24 protein-coding genes are annotated in these 25,779 nt (G+C 64.1%); 16 read left to right on the top strand and 8 right to left on the bottom strand.

From position 1 onward, the window contains the following. Positions 1–31: 31 nt before the first annotated feature. Positions 32–1,174: a substrate-binding domain-containing protein gene (locus QCE62_RS20425; protein WP_309922408.1), complete on the top strand. Its 1,143-nt coding sequence runs from the start codon at positions 32–34 to the stop codon at positions 1,172–1,174. Between the two features lie 195 nt (positions 1,175–1,369). On the opposite strand, the gene QCE62_RS20420 is transcribed toward QCE62_RS20425, so the two are convergent. Further along, on the bottom strand, positions 1,370–2,257 hold the full coding sequence (locus tag QCE62_RS20420; protein ID WP_309922404.1) for a LysR family transcriptional regulator: 888 nt from the start codon (positions 2,255–2,257) through the stop codon (positions 1,370–1,372). Positions 2,258–2,357: 100 nt separating this feature from the next. On the opposite strand from QCE62_RS20420, the gene QCE62_RS20415 reads away from it, so the two are divergent. The 5 genes from QCE62_RS20415 (at position 2,358) to QCE62_RS20395 (ending at position 8,638) form a co-directional block, all read left to right on the top strand. Further along, on the top strand, positions 2,358–3,680 hold the full coding sequence (locus QCE62_RS20415) for an MFS transporter (RefSeq protein ID WP_309922401.1): 1,323 nt from the start codon (positions 2,358–2,360) through the stop codon (positions 3,678–3,680). Between the two features lie 29 nt (positions 3,681–3,709). Next, positions 3,710–4,423, top strand: a complete 714-nt coding sequence (locus QCE62_RS20410) for a DUF1028 domain-containing protein (RefSeq protein ID WP_309922399.1) — start codon at positions 3,710–3,712, stop codon at positions 4,421–4,423. 93 nt (positions 4,424–4,516) lie between these two features. After that, positions 4,517–6,682 carry a TonB-dependent receptor gene (locus QCE62_RS20405; protein ID WP_309922396.1) on the top strand — a complete coding sequence of 722 codons (2,166 nt, stop codon included), beginning with the start codon at positions 4,517–4,519 and terminating at the stop codon, positions 6,680–6,682. Positions 6,683–6,852: 170 nt separating this feature from the next. Continuing rightward, positions 6,853–8,253 carry an FAD-dependent oxidoreductase gene (locus QCE62_RS20400; protein WP_309922394.1) on the top strand — a complete coding sequence of 467 codons (1,401 nt, stop codon included), beginning with the start codon at positions 6,853–6,855 and terminating at the stop codon, positions 8,251–8,253. 88 nt (positions 8,254–8,341) lie between these two features. Next, a complete protein-coding gene (locus QCE62_RS20395) occupies positions 8,342–8,638 on the top strand; it encodes a hypothetical protein (protein WP_404987380.1) in 297 nt (98 codons plus the stop codon). A gap of 24 nt (positions 8,639–8,662) precedes the next feature. Here QCE62_RS20395 and QCE62_RS20390 read toward each other — a convergent pair whose 3' ends face one another. After that, positions 8,663–9,634 (bottom strand): LysR family transcriptional regulator, encoded by a 972-nt coding sequence (locus QCE62_RS20390; RefSeq protein WP_309922391.1) that lies wholly within the window; start codon positions 9,632–9,634, stop codon positions 8,663–8,665. A gap of 91 nt (positions 9,635–9,725) precedes the next feature. On the opposite strand from QCE62_RS20390, the gene QCE62_RS20385 reads away from it, so the two are divergent. Next, positions 9,726–10,892, top strand: a complete 1,167-nt coding sequence (locus tag QCE62_RS20385) for a mandelate racemase/muconate lactonizing enzyme family protein (protein ID WP_309922389.1) — start codon at positions 9,726–9,728, stop codon at positions 10,890–10,892. 35 nt (positions 10,893–10,927) lie between these two features. Here QCE62_RS20385 and QCE62_RS20380 read toward each other — a convergent pair whose 3' ends face one another. Then, on the bottom strand, positions 10,928–11,890 hold the full coding sequence (locus QCE62_RS20380) for a DUF1177 domain-containing protein (RefSeq protein WP_309922385.1): 963 nt from the start codon (positions 11,888–11,890) through the stop codon (positions 10,928–10,930). A gap of 182 nt (positions 11,891–12,072) precedes the next feature. Further along, complete coding sequence (locus QCE62_RS20375) at positions 12,073–12,333, bottom strand: hypothetical protein (protein WP_309922382.1); 261 nt, start codon at positions 12,331–12,333, stop codon at positions 12,073–12,075. Between the two features lie 199 nt (positions 12,334–12,532). Between QCE62_RS20375 and QCE62_RS20370 the strand changes: the two genes are divergently transcribed. Beyond that, positions 12,533–15,769, top strand: a complete 3,237-nt coding sequence (locus tag QCE62_RS20370) for an adenylate/guanylate cyclase domain-containing protein (protein ID WP_309922380.1) — start codon at positions 12,533–12,535, stop codon at positions 15,767–15,769. Positions 15,770–15,784: 15 nt separating this feature from the next. Next, a complete protein-coding gene (locus QCE62_RS20365; RefSeq protein ID WP_309814799.1) occupies positions 15,785–16,186 on the top strand; it encodes a hypothetical protein in 402 nt (133 codons plus the stop codon). Between the two features lie 7 nt (positions 16,187–16,193). Here the strand turns inward: QCE62_RS20365 and QCE62_RS20360 are convergent, their stop codons facing one another. Both QCE62_RS20360 and QCE62_RS20355 read right to left on the bottom strand, forming a co-directional pair. Then, a complete protein-coding gene (locus QCE62_RS20360; protein ID WP_309922377.1) occupies positions 16,194–16,835 on the bottom strand; it encodes a DUF1109 domain-containing protein in 642 nt (213 codons plus the stop codon). After that, positions 16,832–17,380: a sigma-70 family RNA polymerase sigma factor gene (locus QCE62_RS20355; RefSeq protein WP_309922907.1), complete on the bottom strand. Its 549-nt coding sequence runs from the start codon at positions 17,378–17,380 to the stop codon at positions 16,832–16,834. Before QCE62_RS20355 ends, QCE62_RS20360 begins: the two co-directional genes overlap by 4 nt. 277 nt (positions 17,381–17,657) lie before the next feature. Between QCE62_RS20355 and QCE62_RS20350 the strand changes: the two genes are divergently transcribed. The 7 genes from QCE62_RS20350 (at position 17,658) to QCE62_RS20320 (ending at position 22,381) form a co-directional block, all read left to right on the top strand. Next, positions 17,658–18,290: a cytochrome b/b6 domain-containing protein gene (locus tag QCE62_RS20350; protein ID WP_309922374.1), complete on the top strand. Its 633-nt coding sequence runs from the start codon at positions 17,658–17,660 to the stop codon at positions 18,288–18,290. A 15-nt stretch (positions 18,291–18,305) separates the two neighbouring features. Then, positions 18,306–19,082, top strand: a complete 777-nt coding sequence (locus tag QCE62_RS20345; RefSeq protein WP_309814788.1) for a molybdopterin-dependent oxidoreductase — start codon at positions 18,306–18,308, stop codon at positions 19,080–19,082. Between the two features lie 66 nt (positions 19,083–19,148). Then, positions 19,149–19,412 (top strand): pentapeptide MXKDX repeat protein, encoded by a 264-nt coding sequence (locus QCE62_RS20340; protein ID WP_309922371.1) that lies wholly within the window; start codon positions 19,149–19,151, stop codon positions 19,410–19,412. A 107-nt stretch (positions 19,413–19,519) separates the two neighbouring features. Further along, entirely contained in the window at positions 19,520–19,945 is a 426-nt protein-coding gene (locus QCE62_RS20335; protein ID WP_309922368.1) for a MarR family winged helix-turn-helix transcriptional regulator, read from the top strand. Between the two features lie 91 nt (positions 19,946–20,036). Next, positions 20,037–21,374: a chloride channel protein gene (locus QCE62_RS20330; protein ID WP_309922366.1), complete on the top strand. Its 1,338-nt coding sequence runs from the start codon at positions 20,037–20,039 to the stop codon at positions 21,372–21,374. A 58-nt stretch (positions 21,375–21,432) separates the two neighbouring features. Then, the gene (locus QCE62_RS20325; protein WP_309922362.1) at positions 21,433–21,756 is read left to right on the top strand and encodes a hypothetical protein; all 324 of its coding nucleotides are present in this window, start codon (positions 21,433–21,435) and stop codon (positions 21,754–21,756) included. A 163-nt stretch (positions 21,757–21,919) separates the two neighbouring features. Continuing rightward, entirely contained in the window at positions 21,920–22,381 is a 462-nt protein-coding gene (locus QCE62_RS20320; RefSeq protein ID WP_309922359.1) for a GNAT family N-acetyltransferase, read from the top strand. 8 nt (positions 22,382–22,389) lie between these two features. Here QCE62_RS20320 and QCE62_RS20315 read toward each other — a convergent pair whose 3' ends face one another. After that, positions 22,390–24,108 (bottom strand): glycerol-3-phosphate dehydrogenase/oxidase, encoded by a 1,719-nt coding sequence (locus QCE62_RS20315; RefSeq protein WP_309922356.1) that lies wholly within the window; start codon positions 24,106–24,108, stop codon positions 22,390–22,392. 16 nt (positions 24,109–24,124) lie between these two features. Then, on the bottom strand, positions 24,125–25,642 hold the full coding sequence (locus QCE62_RS20310) for an FGGY-family carbohydrate kinase (RefSeq protein WP_309922353.1): 1,518 nt from the start codon (positions 25,640–25,642) through the stop codon (positions 24,125–24,127). Positions 25,643–25,779 lie beyond the last annotated feature (137 nt).

Genomic DNA, 25,779 nt, shown 5'->3' with positions numbered 1-25,779 from the left:
GCAGTAACAAGACGACCAACGGAGGGAAGTCATGAAACATCGTCGTGGATCTGGGGCAAGGCTGGCAAGCGTCGCAGCGGCGACGACCCTGGCGCTGTGTGCATCGCAGGCATTCGCGCAGTCGTGCGAGAAGCTGCCGGTGGCGTCGATCGGGCCTGCGGGCATCGTCGGACAAGGGCCGAACGGCGAGAAGGCCGCATCGGCCGATGCCGTGAAGCTGACGGACGCCGAGGCCGCCAAGGTCAAGGCGGGCAAGTTCAAGGTCGGCATTTCGATGCAGACGATGAACCTCGACTGGTCCCAGCTGCAAGTGGCGGGCATCACGGACACGCTCAAGAAATATGGCGTGGAGGTGATCGGCACGGCATCGGCGGAATATCAGGTGGACAAGCAGATCGCCGACATCGAGAACACCATCCAGCGTCATCCGGACGGCATCATTTCGATTCCCGTCGACGGCACGGCCACGGCAGCGACCTACAAGAAGGTCTCGCAGGCGGGCATCAAGCTCGTGTTCATGGACAACGTGCCGAAGGGGCTGAAGCATCCGCAGGAATACGTGGCAATGGTCTCCGCCGACAGCGAAGGCAACGGCCAGATCGCGGCGAAGGTGCTGGCCTCGTGCGTGCCGAAGGGCGGCACGGTCGGGCTGGTGAACTTCGGCGTGGACTACTTCAGCACGACGGAGCGCACCAAGGCCGTGAACGACTGGCTGAAGAAGAACCGGCCGGACATCAAGATCAAGCAGGTGGCGTTCACGGATCCGTCGAAGGTCGGGCAGATCGCGGGCGACTTCCTCACCGCGAATCCGGACGTGAAGGGCGTGTTCGCGGTGTGGGACCAGCCCGCGCTCGATACGCTGACCTCGATGCGCGCGCAAGGCATCAACACGCCGGTGACGACGGTCGATCTCGGGCTGGAATCGGCTATCGAGATCGCGAAGGGCGGGCCGCTCAAGGCGACCGGCTCGCAGCGTCCGTACGATCAGGGCGTGGCCGAAGCCATGGCGATGATGAAGGCGCTGATCGGACAGACGCCGCCTGCGTGGATCGGCGTGCAGTCGTTGCCGGTGGTGCAGTCGAACGTGCTGGAGTCGTACAAGACCGTGTTCAAGAAAGACCCGCCGCCGCAGCTTGCGGATGCGTGCAAGAAGGCGGCGCCGGCTTGTAACTGAGGCTGAAGCACTCAGGCTGAAAGAGAGCGAAGTCCGTGCGGGCTTCGCTCTTTTGCGTTTCAGACGTGGCGCGCACGAGCCGCATCACCGCCAAGCCACCGATCACCGCTACCACCACCATCGCGGCAAGCGCGACCACGCCCGTTTGAACTCCGGCTTTGGAGCGTCAACACTGCGGCCTGCGGCGCGAGGCGCTCAATGCGCAGCCGCGATCAGGCAGTCCAGCAACGAAGCCGCCGTATTGGGCAAGTCGACGCGCCGCTGCACGACGGCCGCGGTGTCGTATCCGACCCAGTCCTCGGCCAGTTCGATGATGCGGCACTGCTCCGGCGAGAAGCGCAGCGCCACGCGCCGCGGCACGATGGCAACGCCGACGTTGTTGAACGCAAGACCGCAGATCGCATCGAGATTGCGCGCCCGCGCGCGATAGCGCATCGATGCGCCGAGTTCGCGGGCGCGCGCTTCGAGTTGTTCCTGCAGGCGGCTGCCCGGGCCCAGTCCGAGGAAGTCGAAGGAGAGGAGATCGGCGAACGTGCTGCGCGTGCCGAGCGTGTCCGCGAATTGCGGACCGCACAGTGCAACGAGCGTGTCCTGCAGCAGCGGGATAACTTCCAGCGCGCCGGTTTCGACGAAGTCGCCAATGATGCCGATCTCCGCCGCGCCGCTCGTCACCGCGAAGACGATGTCCTCGCTGTGCTGCTCTTCGATGATGAGGTCGGAGTTGGGGTTGTCGCTGAAGAACGCGGGCGCGGCGTTCTGCAGGATTTCGGAGACGGCATACGTGGTGGTGTAGAGACGCACGTTGGTGCGCAGGCGGCTCGTGAAGTTGACCAGGTCTTCGTTCATGAAGTCGACCTGCTTGAGCACCTTCACCGCGTGATGCAGCAGCACGCGTCCTGCTTCCGTGGGCACGACGCCTGAGCGCGTGCGCGAGAACAGCGGCACGCCCACCTGATCTTCCATTTGCCGGATGCGCTCGCTGACCGACGCGACGGTGAGGTGAACGCGGGTTGCCGCTTTGGTCATGCTGACCGAGTCCACGACCGCCTTGAAGATGCGTAGATCAGAGACGTCGAATCGCATTGCGCTCCTTAGGAAAAACTTGAAGTCGTTCAACTTTTTCCCGATTGTACAAGCAATGTTGAGCCTCCAGACTTCAATGAAACGCCAGAATGGATCGAACATGAACACTGCAATGGATGCTGCCGACAAGACGCTCGGGACCGTGCCCCGCAAGGTATCGGGCACGGAAGTGATCGTCGCGACGACGATCGGCAACGCGCTCGAATTCTTCGACTTCACCGCTTATAACTTCTTCGCGGTGCTGCTGGGCAAGCTGTATTTTCCGACCTTGAGCCCCTTGTTCCAGCTCGTGATGTCGACTGGAACGTTCGCTATCGGCTACTTCTTCCGGCCGCTGGGCGGCGTGCTGATCGGCGCGTATGCGGACAAGATCGGCCGCAAGGCGGCATTGACGCTCACGGTGGGCATGATGGCGCTGAGTTCCGCGCTGATCGGCCTTGCCCCGACCTATGAAACCATCGGCATCTGGGCGCCGCTCCTGATCCTGTTCTCGCGCATCCTGCAAGGCATCTCGGCGGGCGGGGAAGTCGGCGCATCGACGGCGTTGCTGGTCGAATATGCAGGCCCGCACCGGCGCGGCTTCTTCGGCAGCTTCCAGTTCGCGAGCCAGAGCCTGGGCATTGCGTTCGGTGCGATCGTCAGCGCCTTGCTGTCGCGCTATCTCGATCCGCTCGCACTCGCATCATGGGGATGGCGCACCGTGTTCCTGATGGGCACCATCATCGCGCCGGTCGGCATCTACATTCGCTTGCGCATCAACGAAACGCTGCATGTCGGGGAGACGCTACGGCAGAAGCAGACGCTCAGCGGCATCCTGCGCAGCCATGTGAAGGAGCTCACGCTCGGCACGCTGCTGACCTTCGGCGGCACCTCGGCCAACTTCATCATCCTGTTCTCGCTGCCGATCATCGCGATGAAATCGCTCGGCATGTCACAGGCCGACGCAGTCCTCGCAGGCGTCGTGACGGGGATCGCCGGCTTTGTCGTCAGCCCGCTCGGCGGCCATGTGTCGGACATCGTGGGCCGCAAGCCGGTGATCTGGATCTCGCGCGTGCTGGTGATCGTCGTGGTCGTGCCGCTGTTCGTCTGGCTGAAGCACGATCCGACGCTCGCACGCCTGCTGGTCGTCGAAGGCGTGCTCGCGGCACTGGCCGCCTTCGGCGGCGCGACCGCAATCGGCAGCATGACTGAACTGTTCCCGGCGTCCGCGCGAGCCACCGGCATGGCGATCATCTATAGCCTGGGCGTGGCGTTGTCGGGCGTGGTCGCGCAATTCGTGTCCACTTACTTTGTCGGCGTCAGCGCGGACATCATGCCCGCGGCGTGGTACGTCGTGATCTGCCTGTTCCTCACGAGCTTCGTGCTGTTCTGGCTGCCCGAGACGAAGCATTCGAAGGAAGCCGCCGATGTTGCAGCGGTCTGAAGTGTTGTCTCTCTGTTCAAGGAAAATCGATGACTTATAGCATTCTGGCCCGGTGCCGTGAAACGGGCCGTTTCGGCATGGCTATCGCAACCTACTCGGTGGCGGTCGGCCAATGGTGCGATGGCCTGCATCGTCATGCGGGCGTGACGATGAGCCAGGCGTTCGTGCGCACGACCAACAACGCGCTCGCGCTGAATCTGCTGAAGCTCGGGCATTCGGCACGCTACGTCACCGACGCGCTGGTGCGCGACGACGATTTCGCCTCCTACCGGCAGATCGGCACGATTTCGGAGGATGGACGCGCCGCCTGCCACACCGGCGAACACACGCGGGGCTGGGCAGGGCATTGCGTGGGTGACGGCTTCGTGGCGATGGGCAACGTGCTGAGCGGCGAACCGGTGGTTCTCGCGATGGCGGAAACCTACGAGCACGGCGCCGCCGAGCCTTTCGAACAGCGCCTGCTGCGCGCGCTCGAAGCGGGGCGCGATGCCGGCGGTCAGAGCAACGGCAGCAGGCCGCTGGCGGAGCGCTCGGGCGCGCTGCTGGTGAGCGCATCGGACTCGCTCGACGCCGTGAACATCCGCGTCGATCTTCATGAGCGCGCAGTGGATGAACTGAGGCGCGTGTACGCGTTCTGCAGTCAGTACGCGGACTACTATCGCTCGCGCGGCGTCCATCCGCCCGGCGCGCCCGCGCAGGAGGCGTTCGAACGGGAACGCGGAATCGCCGTGGCGAACTTTTGAGGCAGCTGTTTACAAACGCCTTCTAATTCGTCAGAATCGCGCTTCGCAAATGCGAATGGTTCGCATTTGATGAACTCGACCACTGGGAATTAGATGACTTCAGCAGCGCGCGATGCCGCCAGACGCGGCAGTTGGACCTTGCGGCCCTCCACTGGTGCGGTTCTTCTGCTCTTCGCGGGCATCCAGCCCGCGCTGGCGCAGGAGAACGCCGTGCCCGCGCCCGCTGAAGCAACGCTTCCCGCCATTGCCGTGAAGGCCAAGACCGACAGCGACCAGGGCCAGCACCTGCATGACGATGTCGCGACCGGCGCGCTCGGCAACCGCTCGCAACTGGACACGCCGTATTCGACGACCATCGTCACCGGCGAGGATCTCGCTGACCGCCAGGCCAAAAAGCTCGGCGACGTCTTCGCGCAGGACGCCTCGGTGTCCGACAACAGCAACCCGTACAACGCGTGGGCGAGCTACATCACGGTGCGGGGCATGCAGCTCGACTGGCAGAACGGCTTTCGTATCGACGGTCAGCAGATCAACTCGTACGGCATCACCATGCCCTACGAGCAGCTCGAAAGCGTGCAGTTGCTGAAGGGGCTGTCGGGCTTCATGTACGGCTTCGGCGCGCCGGGCGGCGTGGTGAACTACGTGACGAAGAAGCCGCCTGTCGGCGACAAGCGGATCATGAGCGTCGATGTCGGCTATGCGTCCACCAATGTGTGGAGCGAGCATCTGGATGTCGGCGGTCGCGTGGGACCGGACAACATGTTCGGCTATCGCTTCAATGCGACACATGAGGAAGGCAAGACCTATAACGACGGCAATATCCGCCGCGACTCGTTCTCGCTCGCCGCCGATGCGCGCCTCACCCGCGATCTGACCGCCACCTTCGGCGCGTTGTATCAGGAACGTCATGCGTCGGGCATCACCACGTCGATTTCGACGGCGCAACTGACGGGCGTCGGCAATGCGCTGCCCGTGCCGCTGAGCGGCGGCAGCAGCACGCTGGTCACGCCGGACCAGCATCTGAACACCAACTTGCAGATCTACACGGCCGGCCTGCGCTACCACCTCAACCAGGACTGGACGGTCACCGCGAGCTACAGCTTCAGCAAGAGCACGCGCTATCGCAACGAAAGCACCTTCTATCTGACGGATCTGGCGGGCGACTATGACGACACGCGCTTCGAAGGCAAGGAAGGGCATCAGCTGAACCAGTGGCAGGTCATGGCGGAAGGCCTCGTGAAGACCGGGCCGTTTGCGCATCAGCTGGTGTTCGGCGCGTCTTACCAGAAGCAGACGAGCGACAACACCGCGAACTCGTTCTACGATCAGATCGGCACCGGCAATCTCTATCAGCCGAACGTCAATCGCTACGACAGCTCCGGCTTCTACACGTACCGCAACGCGGATATCGTGCAGAAGGCGCTGTTCGCGAGCGACACCATTGCGCTGACGTCACGCTGGTCCGTGCTCGGCGGCGTGCGCTTCACGAACTACGAGCAACATGGCTACGGCCTCGACGGCTCCACGACCTCGACCTATTCGAAGAACGGCGTAGCGACGCCTTCCGTTGCGCTGATGTACAAGCTCACGCCCGGCACGACGTTTTACGCGAGCTATGTCGAGTCGCTCGAGGCAGGCAACGTGGTCGGCACGACCTACGCCAACTCGGGCGCGGTGCTCAACCCGCTGCGCAGCAAACAGTACGAAGTCGGCGTGAAGACGCAAAACGAACGCTGGAGCGCGACGGCCGCGCTGTTCCGCATCGAGCGGGGCGCGCAGTACGCGAACAGCGACAACGTCCTCGTGGAAGACGGCGAGTCGGTGTTCCAGGGTGTCGAAGCCGGCACGGACGTGCGTATCGGGCGCGACTGGACCGTCGGCGGCGATGTCATGTGGATCGCGACCAAATACAAGAAGGGCTCGGATTTCGACGGCAATCGCGTGGCGGGCGCACCGGGCTTCGTCGCGGCGGCGCACGTGAATTACGCGGTGCCCGTCGTGCCGGGCCTCACGCTCGGCGCGGGCGCCAAGTTCACGGGCAATATCAGCCTGCGTCCCGCCGGCGACATCAAGGTGCCCGGCTACATGCTCTACAGTCTCGGTGCGACTTACACGACTCGGGTCGCGGGTCATACGGTCGGCGTGCGTGCGGCCATCGACAATCTGACCAACCATCGCTATTGGGAATACCAGTACGCGGACTATATCCAGCCGGGCGAGCCGCGCACGGTATCGGTGAATGCGCGGATGGAATTCTGATGAATGCTCGACCTATTCGACTGACGTAAGGCGATTAGCCACTCCCGATTGAGACGATCGCGAGCGATTGTGAGCTTCTGAAGCATGTCACGCCGGGCAAGCTTCCTTAACATGGCCTTCAGCCCGGCCATGAAAGACGCCGGATCGTGGATGCTTGTCTGGAGTTCATCATGCAGAACATCGAGCAGGTCGAGTATCTGTTTCTCGGCGGCGGCAAGGGCGGAAAATCGCTCGCGACGGAACTGGCCAAGGCGGGAAAGCGCGTTGCCGTGGTCGAGCGCGGCATGATCGGCGGATCGTGCATCAACGTGGCCTGCATTCCCACCAAGGCGCTGATCCGCAGCGCGCGGGTCGCGCATACGGTGCGGCATGCGGGTGCGTTCGGTGTCGAAGTGGGTGAGCCGCGCATCGACATGAAGCGCGTCAGCAGCCGCGTGAAGGGCGTGGTGGACGCGCTCGTCGATGTCAATCTCAACAGCTTCATTCAGGCAGGCTTCGACCTGATTCTGGGTGAAGGCCGCTTTGTCGGGCCGCGCAGGATTCATGTGGATCTCAACGATGGCGGCGTCCGCGTGCTCGAAGGCGAGCACGTGTTCATCAATACCGGCACGCATGCGGCCATTCCTTCCGTGCCCGGCTTGCGCGAAGCGGATCCGCTGACGCACGTCGAAGCCATTCGCATCGACGAGCTTCCCGGGCATCTGATCGTGATCGGCGGCGGTTATATCGGGCTGGAAATGGCGCAGGCGTTCCTGCGGCTCGGCGCGCGCGTGACCGTCTTGCAGAAGGAACCGCGCGTGGCGATGCGCGAGGACGCCGATGTCAGCGAAGCGATTGCCTCCGCGCTGAAGGAGGATGGCATCGATGTTCGCTTGAATGTCGAGATCGAGTCGGTGTCCGGGCGATCCGGCGATTCGCGCGATCCGGTGCGCGTGAAGCTCGCGAACGGAGAGCACATCGAGGGCACGCATATCCTCGCCGCGACGGGACGCATTCCGAACACGAAGGATATCGGGCTGGAACTCGCAGGCGTCGAACTCGACAGTCGTGGTTTCATCAAGGTGGATGAGAAGCTGCGGACCACGGCGTCCAACGTGTATGCGATCGGTGAAGCCGCCGGCACGCCGATGTTCACGCACGCCTCCTTCGACGACTATCGCGTGCTGAGCGCACAGCTTCGCGGCGAGGCCCGGACCACGCGCGGGCGCGAAATTCCGTATGCGCTCTTCATCGAGCCGGAGCTTGGCCGTATCGGCTTGAACGAAACGGAAGCGGCGCAGAAAGGCATCGCTGTACGTGTGGCGAAACTGCCGATGGCAGCCGTCCCGCGCGCTCGCACCAACTCGGATACGCGCGGCTTCATGAAGGCGCTGATCGCGGCCGAGTCGGACGAGATCCTCGGTTTCACGATGTTCGGAAGCGAAGCAGGCGAAGTGGTGGCAACCGTGCAGATCGCGATGCTAGGCAAACTGCCCTATACCGTGCTGCGCGACGCGCCGATCGCGCATCCCACCTTGACCGAAGGCCTGAACCTGCTGTTCGCGACCGTGCCGGCGCGCATCGCGAAGTAGCGGGTAGCAGGTATCGGGCATATTGATGCATTCCACGCTTATACTGGGCGCGACGCTTTCTTCACCTCAAACGAACGGAGAATCAAACGTGAGAACCAGCCTGGCAAGCGTTGTTGCGTCACTCGTCATTGGTGTCGTCGGGGTATCGGCGGCTCCGCTCTCCTACGGTCAGGACAACGGTTCGGCCGCCACCGGCGCAGCCCCGGCCGCGCCCGCCACCAAGGCAGAAAAGAAGGCCGCGAGAAAACAGGCGCGCGCCAAGAAGAACGCCGAACTGAAGAAGCTGGAAGACGCGGGCTATAACCCCGGACGGGCCAATGACCCGAACTATCCGCAGGATCTTCAGAACGCCCAAAGGAAGCTGAACTCCGGTCAATCGCAGTAAAAGTGCACAGGCGGCCGGTTCGCGTCAGGCTTTCGCGCCGCGCGGACCGCGCCGCTTCCGTGCGCGCTGATCGACGCCGACATCCACCGGCGTGAACGGCGCCTGAAACCGGCTGACCAGGAAGTCGATGAACGCCCGCGCGCGAGCCGTCTGGTTTCTCTGCCGCGCGTAGTAGACGAACAGATCGGCGGAAGGCAGGACGGTGTTGGGCAGCACGAGATGCAGCCGGCCGCTCTGCAGGTACTTCGCCAGGTCCCACTCGGACCGGATCAGAATGCCGTGGCCGTCCAGCGCCCAGCGCAGGACGATATCGCCGTCATTGCTCGACAGCGCGCCCTTGACCTTGATCGCCTCGATGTGATCGTTCACGATGTAGCGCCACACACCGTACGCATCGTCGTTTTGCCGATGGATGATGCAGCGATGATTCGCCAGATCTTCAACCCGCTCCGGTCTTCCATGCCGGTCGAGATATTTCGGCGACGCACACAGAAAGCGCCGATTGCTCATGATGCGCCGCGCGCTCAGACGGCTGTCCGGTAATTCGCCGAAGCGGATCGCCATGTCGAAGGCGCCTTCGATCAGATCGACAGGCCGGTCGGTGACTTCGAACTGGACTTCGACGCTCGGGAATTTCCTCACGAACTCGGACACGATCGGCGCAATCGTCGTTCGTCCAAAACCCAGCGTCGCGTTGATGCGCAGCAGACCCTGAGGGTCGCGCGTGGCGCCGGCGATTTCCTCTTCCATCTCGCGAATCTGCCCGACGATCTGCAACGCATGGCGCAGATAGGTCTCGCCTTCCGGCGTCAGGCTCACACTGCGCGTGGTCCGGTTCACGAGACGCACGCCCAGCCGCTGTTCGATGACGCTGAGCCGCTTGGTGGCAGCCGGCGGCGACAGATCCAGTGCGCGCGCCGCACCCGACAGGCTGCGAAGCTTCGCCAGCAGGATGAAGAACTCGAAATCGCTCGCGGCTTGAGTTTCAGTATTCACTCGATGTGAAGAATGAAATGAATGGAAGTGAATTTTAGCAGCGGTTTTCGAGGTTATGCTGGCCTCCCGTCGAATGCCCTGGAGCACGTACATGAAAATCGTCGAGATTCGCGAGAAAACCGTCCCGATCAGTTCGTCCATCCGCAACGCCTACATCGACTTCAGCAAGATGACGCTGAGTCTCGTCGCGGTCATCACCGACGTGATGCGCGACGGCAAGCCGGTCGTCGGATACGGCTTCAATTCGAATGGCCGCTACGGTCAGGGGAAGCTGATGCGCGAGCGCTTCATTCCGCGCATTCTCGAAGCCGATGCCGCCGCGCTCGTGAACGACGCGGGCGATAACCTCGACCCGCACAAGATCTGGGCGACGATGTTCACCAACGAGAAGCCCGGCGGTCATGGTGAGCGGTCTGTTGCCATCGGCACGATCGACATGGCGGTGTGGGACGCGGTCGCGAAGATCGAAGGCAAGCCCTTGTTCCAGCTGCTCGCGGACCGCTATGGCAACGGCCAGCCGGATCGCAAGGTCTTCGTGTATGCAGCGGGCGGTTACTACTATCCGGGCCAGGACCACGGCAAGCTGAAGGACGAGATGCGCAGCTATCTCGACCGGGGCTATACGGTGGTGAAGAAGAAGATTGGCGGCGGATCGCTCGACGAGGATCTGCGGCGTATCGACTCGATCCTGAGCGTGCTGCAGGACGGACAGAAACTTGCCGTCGATGCCAACGGCCGCTTCGACCTCGACACGGCCGTGCAGTATGCGAAAGCGCTCTCGCAATACGATCTGTTCTGGTACGAGGAAGCAGGCGATCCGCTCGACTTCGAATTGCAGGCCACGCTGCGCAACTACTACGACAAGCCGATGGCAACGGGAGAGAACCTGTTCTCGATGCAGGATGCACGCAATCTGATTCGATACGGCGGCATGCGCGCGGACCGCGACTGGCTGCAATTCGATTGCGCGCTGAGTTATGGACTCGTCGAATATCTGCGCACGCTGGACATGCTGCATCAACATGGCTGGTCGCGCACGCGCTGCATTCCTCACGGCGGGCACCAGATGTCGCTGAACATTGCCGCGGGCCTGGGCCTGGGCGGCAATGAAAGTTATCCGGACCTGTTCCAGCCTTATGGCGGCTTTCCGGATGGCGTCAAGGTGGAGAATGGCTTCGTGACCATGCCGGATTTGCCGGGTATCGGCTTCGAAGGCAAGGCGGATCTCATCGCTGAAATGAAGAAACTCTCGGCCTGAGCAAGACCTCAGCGACGATCACCGCCCACGCTTGTTCAGGCCACGTTGCCTTCGGTCTGAAAGACGCTCAGCGAACCATAGCGCTGCACCAGCGCGTCGTATTCGTTCGCGTCGTAGAACTGGCAGGTTCCCGACGTGAAGGCCTTCGCCGTAGCGATGCAGAACTGCACGGCCTCCGCCAGGTCACTTTCGTGATTGGCGTTGAGCGCCGCACCGGAAACCGGCGATTCCGCCGTGATGGCGACGCCGACCACCGGCGCGGCAGTCGCGACGCTCGGCTGCATGATGCTGTTGAAGTGGCTGATGCCGTTGTCATAAGGCGTGATGTCCTGGATGGCCAGCGGGAACGTGAACGCGTGGCGGCCCGTAGTGGACTCCATGATGTCGATGAGATCGGCGCTCATTTTCAGCACGTAGCCGCTCTTCGCCGTGGGTGAAAGGGCGAAGCCGCGCTGCTTGCTGAGGTAGTTCGCCTTGGACGCGTCCACCGAAAGAATGGCATCCATGTCGGCGTCGACTTCATACTGGTTCATGGTGGCGTTCGACACCGGCAGCGCCATCATGGGCGGTGTCTTCGAGTTGTCGATATAGCCTTGCGGACTGATATGGAAGGTGACGATCACATCGCCGGGGAGGTCGTCGCCTTTGGCTTTCATGTCGGCGAGCTTGAGCGCTGCCGCAAGTCCGCTGATGGGGCCGTCCGCGTCCGAGACCATGCCGATCTGCTGCGGGCGCGCGCCCGTGCAGCCGCTTCGGCCGTTAATGCCGAGCGTGGGCGACGTTCCGCCCAAGGTCTTGCCCGTGAGGCCGGGGATCAGCACCTTGACGAAATACGTGATCCAGCTGGGCTGCGTGCCGGGCTGGTCGTCCGCCACGGACGTGCTCGTCGCGACGACACCCAGGCTTTGATAAGGGTTGAACAAGGCAACGGCGTCCGTGCCGGTGACAATCGCGCTATCCAGTAAATCGTAAGCCGTCAGAACCTGCGAAAGAGCCATTTGGATATCCTGATTGAAATGAATTCAGTCGGACAAGAAGTGCAAAACGAATTTGCACGTTTTATCCGCGATTCAAATACGAAGAGAACTCACCCATGCTCATGCAAGGGTGGACGTCAAGATAACGTATTGGCCGAAATGAATTTGTCATTAATGTTGAAGGAAGCAATGCCGGGCGAGTGTCATCGCATTGCCTTGCTTGCGTCCGTCGGCAGGTGGCGGCGTTCTGCTTCCTTGAGCACGGCAGCGCTCGAGTTTCTATAGCCGATCATTTCCTGCCGCAGGCTGAGAAACAGGTTCAGCAACCGGATGGCGGAAGTCGCGTTGTAGCCGTTCTTGATCAACTTCTGTACGAGGTCGGTATGGCGCTGAACTTGTTCATTCGCGGATGCCAGGTGCGCGTCGGTGCCCTGTAGAAAAGCCTGCTGGTTTTCGCGTCCCATGGTTCTCTCCTTTGCGGGCTTTGGCACCATCGCGAATCTTCATATCAGCTTGCCATAGTGCTCAGCAATGGCGCTGACTGGAGCGCCCGGATGTCGCTGCAATAATGATGCCTGCTGCACGCCGTGCCAGACGACAGGGCTCGGCAGTCAGAACCTGCTATGTTGAAAGGGTGCGTATGCCTTCCTGGCGGGAGGGATGATGGACATCGCGCTTTGGCTGCACGGCCTTGGCATGGAACGTTACGTGACGGTGTTCCGCGAGAACGCCATCGACGCCGATGTGCTGCGCCATCTGACCGCGGATGATCTCAAGGATCTGGGCGTCGTGTCCGTGGGACATCGCCGCAAGCTGCTCGATGCACTGGCCGACCTGCGTGCTCACGATGACGTCTCATGCGCGAAGTTGGGCGAGCGGCGTCAGGTGACGGTGCTGTTCGCCGATCTGTGCGGCTTCACTGAAATGAGCCGCTCGGTGGATGCGGAGGAAGTCGTCGCGGTGCTCGACCGTTACTTCGAGCAGGTAGACCGCATCGTCGAGCAGCATGGCGGTCACGTCGACAAACATATCGGCGATTCCAGCATGGCCGTGTTCGGCGCGCCGGTCTCGCATGGCAACGATGTCGAACGCGCGGTGCGCGCGGCGCTCTCGATCCTCGACGCCATGCCGGCGCTGGACCGCGAACCCGATTGGCCGCTGGCGGTACACATCGGCCTTGCGGGCGGCGAGGTCGTGGCGAGCGGCACCGGTGGCGCGACCCATCGCGCGTACACCGTGACCGGCGAGACCGTCAACCTTGCCGCGCGCCTCACCGGCGCGGCCGGTCGCGGGGAAGTGCTGATCTCGGAAGGCGTGCGGCGTGCATTGGGCGAGCGTTTCGATTGCGTCGCGCGCGCGGCCCTGAGCGTGAAAGGCTTCGCGGAGCCGGTTGCGGCGTGGTGCCTTGCGGGCTTGCGGCATGCCACGCGATCCGTGCGACCGTTCGTCGGCCGCGATGACGAACTGCGCCAGTTTCGCGACATGCTCGCGGCGTGCCGGGCGAGCGGACAAGGACGGACGGTCATACTCAGCGGCGAAGCCGGGCTCGGCAAGACACGCCTGCTCGAAGAGTGGAAACGCGATGCTGCCGAAGCAGGATTTGCCGTGCATGGCGGCCTCGTGCTCGACTTCGGTGCGGCCATGGGGCGCGGCGCGTTGCAATCGATCGTGCGCGGCTTGCTCGCACTCGAAGAAGCAAGCGACGCGCAGACCAGCGGCGCGATCGAAGGCGAGGACGCGCCGTTCATCAAGGACCTGCTCGACATGCCGATGACGCTCGATGAGCGCACGGTCTTTGAGGCCATGGACAGCGCGATGCGTCTGCGTGGCCGAGCCAATGTGTTGCGCGATCTCTTGCAGCGCGCCGCGCACGAGCGTCCCCGGCTGATCTTCGTCGAAGACACGCACTGGTCGGATGTTTTGACGCGACGCGGTCTCGCCATGCTGTCGGAGGCGGCGTGCGCGTGTCCCGTCATGCTGGCGATGACAGTGCGACCCGCACACGACCTGTCCTGGCCCGAAGCGTTCAGCGCGCGCGCGTTGCAGATGGATCTCGCGCCGCTCAGCGCTGACGAAGCCGAGCGAATGGCGCGCGCGTTCCCGGCGGCGTCGAAGGATGTCGCGGAGCGCTGCATGGCGCGGGCAGCGGGCAATCCGCTGTTTCTCGAACAACTGCTCGACAATGCGCAGGATGACGAGACCAGCGGCGTTCCCGGCACGGTGCGAAGTCTCGTGCAAGCGCGCCTGGACCGGCTCGATCCCGCCGACAGGACCGCCTTGCAGGCGGCGTCGGTGCTGGGCCAGTGGGTCGAGAGCGACGTGCTGGACCATCTCGTCGATGGCGCATCGGCCGCGCTGGAACCGCTCACCGCGTCACTTCTGCTGCGCCGCGAGGGCACGGGCTTCATCTTTCATCACGCGCTGATTCGCGATGCCGTCTATGACGGCCTGCTGAAAAGCCGCCGCCGCGAGTGGCATCGCCGCGCGGCACAGTGGTACGGCGAACATGACCTGATCCTGCGCGCCGAACATCTCGATCGCGCAGCGGACCGCGAGGCGCCGCGCGCATACTGCGACGCCGCGCGCGCCCAGGCGGCCGCATACCGCTACGAAGTGGCGTTGCGGCTCGTCGAATGCGGCTTGCAGCAAGCGCGCGACGCAGCGGACCGCGTGGCGCTCGCGTGTCTGCGCGGCACGGTCCTGCATGATGCCGGCGACATGACGTCGGCGCTGGCATCGTTCGAAGCCGCGCTCGCCGATGCCGCGACGGACGCCGAGCGCTGCCAGGCGTTGATCGGACGCGCGACCGTGAAGCGGGTCATCGATGATCTCGAAGGCGCCTGGGCCGACCTTGATGAGGCCGCTCTCGTCGCGGATGCCCAGGGCTTGCTGCCGCAGGCCGCGCGCATTCATTTCCTGCGGGGCAACCTGTGTTTCCCGCGCGGCGACAGCGACGGTTGCGTGCGAGAACACGGCCAGAGTCTCGCGCTCGCCCGCGCCGCCGCCGACCCCGAACAGGAAGCGGCCGCGCTCGGCGGGCTGGGCGACGGCGAATACCTGCGCGGCCGCCTGATCAGCGCACACGATGCGTTCAGCCGCTGCATCGAGCTATGCGAACGCCACGGCTTTGGCCGGATCGAAGTCGCCAACCGCCCGATGCGTGCCATCACGGCCTGGTTCACCGGCGACGCGCGCGGCGGACTCGATGCCGCGCTGGCCAGCATCGCCGCGGCGGAGAAGGTGGGGCATCTGCGGGCGCTTGCTGTCGCGCATCACGCGGCCTGGCACTGCCTGCACGATCGCGCGGAGTGGGCGCGCGCATGGGAGCATGTCGAACCTGCGTTGCACTGCGCGCTGGAACTCAAGTCGAGACGCTTCGAAGGCGAGGCGCTGGCGCTGCGCGCCGAGTTGCAGCGCGTGGCGGGAAGGCGGCGTGAGGCGCTGGAGGATATCGACGCGGCGCTGGCTATCAGCCGGGAAACCGGCATGGCCTATCTCGGCGCGAGTTATCTCGGCACGCTTGCCCGCGTGACCCGCGATCCGGACCAACTTGACCAGGCGCTTGCGGAAGGCGAGGCCGTGCTCGCGGCCGGCGCGGTCAGTCACAATCACTTCCTGTTCCGGCGCGATGCCATCGACGCCTGTATCGATCATCGTCGCTGGGACGCCGCCCTGCATCATGCCGACGCGCTCGAAGCCTATGCTCGCCGTGAGCCGTCGCGCTTCTCCGCGTTCTTCGTGGCACGGGCGCGGGCGCTCGCGGCGGTTGGCAAGGGCACGCGAGGGCAGGCCGTGCTGAACGAAGTCGCACGTCTCGACGTCGAAGCAACAGAACTGGGCTTTCTGCTTGCGCAACGGGACATCGCCTGTGCGCTTGTCGAAGTTGAACAAAGCCGCTGAACAAGGACGCCGAGCATGAAAATGGACTGGAAGACCCGCGTCAGACTGTTCGCGCAACGGTTCTGGCAACCGACGAGCGCCTGCATGACCTGCATGCCGGGCAGCTGGCAGTTCATCACGAGCAGCGCGCACTGGGCGAACGCGCTGCGCACCGGACTGTTCACCGGGATCCTTGCGATCCTCCTGACCTTCACGCCGGCCGCGAGGCTGTTCGAAAACCGCTTCGGCAACGCGGCGCTCGTCGGCCTGCTCACGGCGATCGGCGACGTCTATGCGCACACGAGCCACTATCGTCTGCCGTTCGTGGAGCACATCATCACCGGTGTCGCTTCGGGCGTGCTGACGCTGCTCGGTTCCTACGTCTTCGAAGACCGCGCCCGCCGCGTTCGTGCGCTCTGGGCGCGCGTCTTCGCGTAGCGGTCTTCTACCAGCGCAGCAGCCTCGGCCCCAGCCACGCGCCGATCAAGGCCGGCATCAGCATGCCGGCCGCGTACCACACGCTCCAGAACGCCGGGCTCATCTCCGGGCAATGCAGGCAATACACGACCGTTGCCGTCGCGCTGGCCAGCAAGCCGGCGACGGCGCCCGCCAGCCGCAGCCGGGTAGGCGCGAGCGAGCGCATGGCCCACATCGCGGCCGGGAAGGTGGGCACGGACAGCAGCAGGATATTGAACGGACAGGTGCGCCACGTGTGGCCGAAGACGGCCGCCGCGCGCGCGGTGGGCGCGGCATGCTCGAAGATCATCCAGCCGGCGCCCCACACCGCCACGAAGGGCAGCGCGACGAGCGCCCAGGCCAGACCGGCACGCGCGCCCGGACGCCCGATGCGCGCGAGCGTAAGCAGCGCGCCGATGCCCACCGCCAGCGGAAACGCCAGCTTCGCCCAGAAGATGCCCGAGCGGGCCACTTCGCCGAGGTCGTGACGCAGCCCGAACACGAGGCTCAACAGGATCAGCGAACCCAGCGCGCCGGCCAGCAGCGCCTGCATGAAGCGGCGCGCGACCGCCGCGCGATCCACACGCGTCACTTGATTCGAGAGGAGGGAGATGAGGTCGTCGGTATTCATCGCAGTCCCCGGATTTTAGCCGCGAGCGCCTTGAGGCCGCGATGCACGCCCACCTTCACCGCCGATTCCGACAGCCCCGTGATGCGCGCCGTCTCCGTCACCGACAAGCCTTCCAGCTTCATGTGCACGATCGGCAGGCGCTGTTTGTCCGGCAGATGATCGAGCAGCTTGCCGATGTCATGACGGGCGCGGGCGGGGTCGTCGTCGGTGGCGGCGAGCAGGTCTTCGTGATCGTCGAGCGGCACGTTGAGCGCTTCGCGGCGCGCGTGGGCGCGGAAGAAGTCCATCAGCTTGTAGCGCGCGATGGCATGCAGCCAGGCCGTCAACGGTTCTTCAGGGCGCCAGGTATGGCGCGCGTTGTGCACCGCGAGCAGGATCTCCTGCACGAGGTCTTCCACGTCATCGGGCCGATGCGGCAAGCGCTTGCGCAGATAGCCGCGCAGATGCCGCGTGAGCAGTTGCAGAAAGCCGCGATAGGCGGCCTGGTCGCCTTCGAGCCCGCCGGTGAGCAAGGCTTTCAGACGGATTTCGGCATCGTGCGCCATGGAGCGTGTTGAAGGGAAAGGGCTGGACGAATTGTTTCCAAGCGCCGCGCTGCCGCGTTTTGGATCGAGCGTTTCAGAATAGCCGATGGCATGGTGCGCCGCAATGGCGTTGTTCCGAATCATCTCCGGGCTCTCCTTTCCCTTCCCCTTTCCTTACTGTTAATTCGACGGCGGCTTGCCGGGCGTTACAGGCGGCGCCGTTAATTTTTTCGCGTCCTTGTAACCGGTGCGGCACGGGCGGCGAACTAACCCACATCGGACGAAAGGGAGAACAGGCATGGACACCTTGAATGCGCCACCCAATGCATTGCGGCAGCCCGGCGCCCCGGTGCATCCGGTCTGGCTGCGCGTCACGCATTGGCTCAATGCGTTCGCCGCGCTGATCATGATGTTCTCGGGCTGGCGCATCTATGACGCGTCGCCGGTGTTCGAACGCATCGTCATCCCGCCGTCGATCACGCTCGGCGGCTGGCTGGGCGGCGCGTTGCAATGGCACTTCGCGGCCATGTGGCTGCTGGTCTTCAACGGCTTCGTCTACCTCGCGCTCAATCTCGCGAGCGGGCGCTTCGTTTCGAAGTTCTTTCCGCTGTCGCCGCGCGCGGTGCTGCGCGACCTTGGCGCGGCGTTGAGCGGCAAGCTTTCGCATGCCGACCCGCGCCGCTACAACGCGGTGCAGAAGCTGGCTTACCTCGTGGTCATCGCTGATCTGATCGTGCTCGTGCTCTCGGGGCTGGCCATCTGGAAGTCGGTGCAGTTGCCGCTGCTGCGCGAACTGATGGGCGGCTACGACCGCGCGCGCGTCGTGCATTTCTGCGCGATGGCGATCATGGCGGCGTTCGTCGTCGTGCACGTGGCGATGGTCGCGCTCGTGCCGCGCTCGCTGCTCACGATGCTGCGCGGCCATGACTGAACACGGAATCACATCATGAAGAACGAACCGAAGCGCATCGTCCAGATAGACCGCGCGGCCGTGCTGGCGGATGCCCGACGCGAACTGGACATGCCGTCGCGCCGTCTGTTCGGCAAGCGCATGCTGACGCTCGGCGGCCTGTCGCTGCTGACCGGATGCTCGATTACCGACAACGACTCCGTGAACACCTTCCTCACGGCGGTCTCGCGTCTCAACGATCGCGCGCAGGCATTGCTGTTCGATCCGCAGCGTCTGGCGCCCACGTACACCGAGGCGCAGCTCACGCGGCCGTTTCCGTTCAATGCGTTCTATGGCATCGACGACGTCCCTGCGGTGAACGGCGACGACTATCGGCTGAAGGTGAGCGGACTCATTACCGGGCAGCGCGTCTGGACCTTGCCGCAGCTCTATGCGCTGCCGCACGCGGAGCAGATCACGCGGCATATCTGCGTGGAAGGCTGGAGCGCGATCGGACGCTGGGGCGGCACGCCGTTCTCCGAGTTCCTGCGCCGCGTGGGCGCGGACACGAGTGCGAAGTACGTCGGCTTCCGTTGCGCCGACGACTACTACGAAAGCATCGACATGCCGACAGCGCTGCATCCGCAGACGCTCCTGACCTTCGAATACGACGGCCAGCGCCTGCCCGCGAAGTACGGCTATCCGATGAAGCTGCGCATGCCGACCAAGCTCGGCTACAAGAATCCCAAGCATATCGTCGAGATCTTCGTGACGAACACGTACCCGGGCGGTTACTGGGTCGATCAGGGATACAACTGGTTCGGCGGCTCGTGAGCCCCGCGCCATTCACCGGTTCCGGATGGTCCGGATGCCATGTTTGACTGACCAAGGAGAAGCAAGATGAAACGACTGATGACGGTAGTGATCGCAGCAGCCATGGCCATCGGCACGAGCGCCGCGTTCGCGCAGACGAACGATGCGATGTCGAAGGATTCCATGGCAAAGGATTCCATGGCAAAGGATTCGATGTCGAAGGATTCGATGTCCAAGGACGGCATGAAGAAGGACAGCATGTCGCACGACTCGATGGGCAAGGGCGACAAGATGAAGAAGCACGACGCAATGGGCATGGGTCATCCGGCATCGGGCGCGATGTCGCAGTAACGCGGCGCAACACGGGGATCGGGCGCGTCCCGATCCTCCGCCACCCTTTGCGCGATGCGATCCCCGCTGGGTATGATCATCGAATCCCCACCGCACCAGGATTGCCGATGGCATCGAACAGCACACCCAAGCCCGCGCTTCCGGACAAGCACGATCTGGAAGCGATGTCGATTTTTCGCTATGAGTTGCGCAAGTTCCTGCGCGTCTCCGAGGAAATCTCGAACGCGGCGGGCATCACCACGCTTCAATATCAACTGCTGCTGCACGTACGCGGGTTTCCCGGACGGCAATGGGCCACGGTCGGCGAACTGGCGGAGCGGCTGCAAGCGGCGCCGAACGGCACGGCCGCATTGGTCTCGCGCTGTGAGGAAGCGGGCCTCGTGACCCGCAAGGCCGACAAGACGGATCGACGCCAGGTGCAGGTGCATCTGACGGCCAAGGGCGCGCGCTGCCTGCTCAAGCTCGCGGCCGAACACAAGGCCCATTACGGCTCGTTTCCCTGGGTGTTCGCAGCGCAGCCGACGTCATCTTGAAGCGCAGTTGTAACGCTTCCGCAAGGCACGAAGTCAGGACAGTTCCGATTTATGTCACAATGTGCCTTAAATTATCCTTTTCGTTTTCACGATGCGCTTCCCTGGATTCATCGACCGACGCACGATGCTGCGCGGCAGGCGGCTGTGGCTGCACTACGGCGTGTTCTGGCTGGGCGCGGTCGCGACCGGACTCATCGCGGTCCTGTATGCGCGGCTGATCGACTTCGGTTACGACGCCTTCCTGCGCTTGATTGCCGTGTATTGGTGGCTGCCGCTGCTGCTGACGCCCGCCATCTCCGCGCTGGCCGTGTGGCTCACGCGCCGCTTCTTTCCGGGGTCCGAGGGCAGCGGCATTCCGCAAGTCATCGCGATGCTGCACGACGGCCGCGAACTCGGCCCGCGACTGCTGACGCTGCGCATCCTGGTCGGCAAGATCGCCATTTCGTTTCTTTCGATTCTCGGCGGCTTCACCATCGGCCGCGAAGGTCCCACCATACATGTGGGCGCGGCCCTGATGTTCAGCCTGCGCCGCTTCTATCCGGCACGGTTGCGCAGCATGCGCGGCGGCGCGCTGGAACGTAATCTCGCGCTGGCGGGCGCGGCGGCCGGGCTCTCCGCGGCCTTCAACGCGCCGCTTGCCGGCGTTGTGTTCGCGATCGAAGAACTCACGCGCAGCTTCGAGCAACGCACGAGCGGCGTGCTCATTACAGCCATCATTTTTGCCGGTGTCGTTTCGCTTGCACTGCAAGGCAACTACACCTATTTCGGCACCATCGACCTGACCGGGCAGTTTCCCAATTCGCTCGCGCTGGCCGTCGTGCTCGTCGGCGCGCTCACGGGCGTCGCGGGCGGGATCTTCTGCTGGCTGCTGCTGAACACACATCGCTGGATGCCCACTTCAGTCCTGAGCTTTCGCCAGTTGCATCCCGTCGCGTTCGGCGCGGCATGCGGCCTGTTCATCGCGGTCATCGGCGTGGCCGCGAGCGGCCATACTTTCGGCAGCGGCTATGCGGAAGCGCGCGGCATGCTCGAAGGCAACACGCAGCTGGGCGTGAGCTATCCGCTGCTCAAGATGGCGTCGATGGTCGGTTCCTATCTGCCTGGCGCACCGGGCGGCTTGTTCGCGCCGTCGCTCGCGATTGGCGCGGGCATCGGCAACGCGCTGCATCTCGTGTTCGGCCACATGCAGTTGCCGATGCTCATCGCACTGGGCATGGTCGGCTATCTCGCGGCCGTTACGCAGAGCCCGATCACGGCCTTCGTGATCGTCATCGAAATGATCAACGGGCATGCGCTCGTTTTGTCCTTGATGGCAACCGCGCTCATTTCCAGTCAGGTTTCGAAGCTGTTTGCGCCGGCCTTGTATGAGGCGCTCGCCGAGAAATACATGAGCAAACAAGACCGCGGCACGGTCATTGCTGACTCATGATCGAGCGGGCTCTTGAGGCCTGCGCTCAAAACCCATTCAGGTCAAGGAGGGACGGATCATGAAGAAGGCAAACAGTATGCTCATCGCGGCCGTCGCCGCACTTACGCTGTCGGGCGCTGCGTTTGCACAGTCCGCCGGAGGCTCCAGCGGCGGTGGTACGTCAGGCAGCACGGCGAGCCCCGCCAATCAGGTGAATCGCGCCAACGACACAGGCGGCTATGGCACGCCGGGCATGACCAACTCTGGCAGCGGCACGGGCACGCGCGCACCGAACTCGGGTCTGCCGAGCGCGACGAACGCCAATCCGGCCGCCACGAACGCGCCGCCGACGAGCAATAACACGCTTGCCACGCCGAGCGTGAAGTCGCCTGCGGCGCAATAAGCTTCATGTAGCTGGAAGTCCGAAGCGGGTCGCGCAACGCCGCGATCCGCTTCACGCTATTGCGGCTCCGCAATGGCTCCCATGCCGATGTCCCGATTGGTTCTCCCCAACGCGCCATGCGCGTGCCTATACTGCACGCTCCCATCCGCGAGGACTTATCGACATGAGCCTTTCACTCACCATCCGCTATGCCGTTCCCGACGACTACGATGCGTGGTTGCCGCTCTGGGACGGCTACAACGCGTTCTACGGACGTTCAGGCGAGACGGCGCTGGCCCAGTCGGTCACCGACATCACCTGGGGCCGCTTCTTCGACGGCTATGAACCAATGCACGCGATGGTCGCGGAAAGCGAGGGCAGGCTTGTCGGACTGGTTCACTTCCTCTATCACCGCCATACGACGATGGCCGGTCCCATCTGCTACTTGCAAGACTTGTTCACGCTGAGTTCGGCGCGGGGCAAGGGAATTGGCCGTGCGCTGATCGAAGCGGTCTATGTCGAGGCGAAGAAGGCCAACGCGGAACGCGTCTACTGGCAGACGCACGAAACCAATGAGACCGCCATGAAGCTCTACGATCAGGTGGCGAACAAGTCGGGCTTCCTCGTGTATCGCAAGGCGCTCTGAAGACGCGTTCAGGCCGTATCGCGCGCGGTGGCCTCAAGCACGACGCCATGACGATCGCGCGCCATCTCGCGCGTCGCGTCGATTTCAGTCTGCATGCGGTCCGCGTTCCATCCCAGCGTCTGCGCGGCAATCTCCGCGACTTCCAGCAGCAAGGCATGCGTCAGCTGTCCCGAGATGGCGAGCGTCGTGCGGCGAAAGAGCAGGTCCGGGAGCCGGGTCACCATTTCGCTGCTGCACAGGTACGCAAGTTCCCGCGCGGTAAGGCCCGGTTCGCTGACGAGCGGCTTGTCCGGCCCCTGTGCGCAATATGCAGCGACGCGACTCGCGGTCGTGCCATAGCGCGTCAACAGCGACTCGGCCCGCAACGCAGATACGCCATACCGCTGCATGGCTTCATCGATCCATCCGGCGCGCGCCTTCGCATCCTGCGGAAAGCCGCGTCCGCCGCCTATCGCCTCATGCCGCGTGCCTGTCTTGCGCGCGCGGCCGAGCCGGGTCAGCACGGTATCGGCCGAGGTTTCCGCGAAGCCGCGAAACGTCGTCCACTTGCCGCCGACGAGCGAGAGCACCGGCGTCTGCGCATCGGGCAGATGGTCGGCATGCATCACGTGATCGCGGCTGACGTCGCCGGGGTTCGCGGCGTCGGAGAAGGGTAGCGGGCGCACGCCGCTATACCGGAAGCGAATGTCTGACTCCCTGAGCATCACGCCTGGAAACACCTCGCGCAAGACGTTCAGCATGTAGGCCACTTCGTCGTCGTCGCAGCGGACGTTGTCGGGATCGCTCACGCGGATATCGGTCGATCCGATCAGCAGCTTGCCCATGAACGGATAGACCAGCGAGATGCGCCCGTCGTTCGAGCCGTAGTACACCATGCGTCCCTGCAACTGCTTGTAAAGCTCCGCATGGTCGACGACCAGATGCGAACCCTTCGCCCCGCCGATGTACTTCCGCTCGATGCCAAGCGCCGCATTGACGCTGTCGATCCATGCGCCACCTGCATTGACGGTCACTGCCGGTTCAACTGCGACGAGCGTGCGCGTTTCGAGATCGCGCAGCCAGACGACGCCACCTTCCGCCCGATCCACGTTCATGTAGTTCGCTGCCGCCGAACCATCGCAGGCTGCGAGCCCGTCGGCGACGAGTTCGAAGTTCAGGCGCTCGGCGTGCGTGACCTGCGCGTCGTAGTACGTGGCCGTCGCCTTGATGGTCGGATCGAGCAGGGGCAGCGAGGCGAGCGAACGCGCTCGCAGTGCAAAATGGTGACGCGGCATCGTGCGATCGTGCCGCCCGAGAAAGTCGTACAGCGCGAGACCGATCTTCGAGATGATCGCGCCGCGTTCGGTGAGCTTCGCCTTCATGCCGAAGAAACGCCGCGCCGAAGCGATCAAGCCGCCGAAGTACGAATGAATCGGCAGGACCGTCTGCAGCGGCAACACGAAATGCGGCGCGTTCTTCAACAGGAGATTGCGTTCCAGCGTGGATTCGGCGACGAGACGAAACTCGCCGGTCTCCAGATACTTCACGCCGCCATGAATCAGCCGCGACGGCGCGCTGCTCGCGCCCGCGGCGAAATCGGTCTTGTCGATCAGCAGGCAGTCCACGCCCTGCATGGACAGATCGCGAAACAGCCCGGCGCCGTTGATCCCGCCGCCGATGATCAACACGCTGACCTTCGGGTTCTGCCTGAGCCGGTCGAGAAAGAAGTCGCGGCTTCGTTCGGTCATCGGTTCTTCTCCTTCTTCAATGCGCGCTTGCCGAGCGATCGAGCGAGGCCCACAGCGGTTGAACGGCCTGGGCAAGTTGCGTCCACAGGCGGTACGCATCGTCGAGACGGGCCTGACGCTGACGATCGGGCGTATGCGTGCGCTGCACGCGGCATGCGCGGGCGGCGGCATCGGCGAGCGATGCATACACGCCCACGCTGACGCCCGCACACAGCGCCGCGCCGAGTGCGCTGGCTTCCTGGCTTTCGGGGATATCGACGGCGACGCCGAGCGCATCGGCGAACAACTGCGCGAGCAACGGACTCGACGAGCCTCCGCCCGTCAGCCCGGCGCGCGCGGCGGGGAACGCGCTGGTCAGCGCCTCGACATGCCAGCGATGGTTGAACACCATGCCTTCGAGCACCGCGCGCGCCAGATGCGCCCGGCGATGCCACGAGCGCACGCCGAAGAACGATGCGCTCGCCGGCTCCTCGAAGGGCGAACCAAACAGGAACGGATGGAACATGACCGAACTCGGCTCGCTGAAGGCCGCTTCCACTTCGTCGCCGATCAGATCGAACAGCGAGCAGCCGCGCCGCGTGGCTTCCTGCGCCTCGTGCCGGAAGAGTTCGCGCGTGGCCCAGTCGACATTGCTCGACGACGCCGGCGAAATCGACATGTTCATCCACTGGCCCGGACGCGTGCCGTTGCGGCACGCCCAGCGCGCATCGGTGCGCGGTTGATCCGAAAGGATCTCGTTGATGCTGAACGTTCCCGCCGTGATCGAGAGCACGCCGGGTTCCGTGTTGCCCATGCCCACCGCGCTCGACGTGACATCGTGCAGCCCGCACGCGACCGGCGTTCCTTCCGCCAATCCCGTCTGCGCGGCGGCAAGTGCGCTGACCCGCCCGGCCTGCGCGGCGGACGGCACGATCTCCGGCAACGCGCCGCGCATCGCTTCGAGTCCGTAGAGCGCGAGGACATCGTCGTGATAGGTCTGCGAGCGCACTTCCGTGAACGCTGAACTGGCCTCGGTCGGGTCCGTCGCGGGCACGCCGGTCAGGCAGAGCCGCAGCCAGTCCTTGCAGAACAGCGCATGGCCGATGCGCGCAAAGCGCTCGGGCTCGTTGAGCTGAATCCATTTGAGCAGGCTCACGGCTGCATACGGATAAGGCTGCTGCCCCGTCAGCGTGAGCGCCGCATCGAGCACGCCGGCCTCGCGCCACTGTTCGCGCACGCCGAACGCGCGGCTGTCGAGCGACAGGATGCCCGGCCCCAGCGGCGTGCCCGCGGCGTCGGCGAGATAGAGACCGTCGCCATGACCCGTCACGCCGACCGCCGCAATCGACACGTCCGGCATCTGCGCCAGTGCATCGCGGATCGCGCCGCAGGCGGCCAGCCAGGTGTCGTGCATGTCGCGCTCGACATGCCGCGCGTGCGGCTGGCGCTGTTCCACACGCCGGCTGCCGGTGGCGAGCGCGCGCCCGGCGGTGTCGAAGATGACCGCCTTGGTGGCCGTCGAACCGCTGTCGACGCCCAGCAGATACGTCTCCATCGTGTCTCCGAATGATTTTTGTTGCGTCGCAGCAGGGACTGTCCGGTCTCTTCCGCCCGCGACGCTCATCTAGGGTTACTGCCGATGTTAATCGAGGTAGCACGCGAATATCGTGGGCAGACTGAAAAAAATTTCAT

Origin of the sequence: Caballeronia sp. LZ033 (assembly GCF_031451265.1) — a bacterium.
Classification (GTDB): Bacteria; Pseudomonadota; Gammaproteobacteria; order Burkholderiales; family Burkholderiaceae; genus Caballeronia.
Note: the sequence above shows the minus strand (reverse complement) of the source record. Positions and strands in the feature narration are given on the sequence as shown.